The sequence below is a fragment of the Wolbachia endosymbiont of Pentidionis agamae genome (assembly GCF_036711655.1).
Taxonomy (GTDB): domain Bacteria; phylum Pseudomonadota; class Alphaproteobacteria; order Rickettsiales; family Anaplasmataceae; genus JAZHPY01.
Genome location: NZ_JAZHPY010000151.1, coordinates 1 through 639 on the forward strand (window position 1 = coordinate 1; position 639 = coordinate 639).

General features: G+C 26.6%; 1 protein-coding gene. It reads left to right on the forward strand.

Annotation, left to right across the window (positions count from 1 at the left end; translation table 11 throughout):
* Positions 1-417: 417 nt before the first annotated feature.
* A partial coding sequence (locus V6U76_RS05395; protein WP_333024119.1) for an ankyrin repeat domain-containing protein occupies positions 418-639 on the forward strand: 222 nt, incomplete at its 3' end.

Genomic DNA, 639 nt, shown 5'->3' on the forward strand with positions numbered 1-639 from the left:
ATTTTCCAAAATTGGAAAACATATATTTTCAAAAATGGAATAATGGAGAAGAACCAAGCTTTAGTCTTAACTAGTTAGAGAAGTCCGTATAAACAATGGTCGGAAAGAAAAAACAATCTTCTGTAGACCTCTTCGAAACTATAAAAAGTAAAATGATGCTAAGAAAACAGCTTAATTGGAGAGATTAATGGAGAAATCTAAGTAATGTCAAGTAAAATATTTATTTTTCCTTAAGAAGAGTGTATGGGGTAGAAAATATTGCTTCCTGAGTTTCGCCATCACCATTATAATATAGAAAATCAAGTAAAAATCTCAAGAATTTTAATCTCAGAATATTCAGTTTAAGCTGAATATCCAATTCTTTCATAGAAAAAATAAATTTATCTTCAAAAGGTACTTGAGATAATTACTAGTATTATACATAATTTATTAATTAATGAGGCAAACTTTATGCGTGAAAATATCAAAAAATTATTTAAAGCAATTAAAGACAATAATTTAACAGAAGTTAAGAGATTGATTGAAGTAGAAAAAGTTGATGTTAATACTGTTGATTGTTATAGAAGGACTCATTTACATAAAGCTGCTGAACATGGTCATACAGACATTGTAAAATTTCTAATAAATCATAAAGCAAAT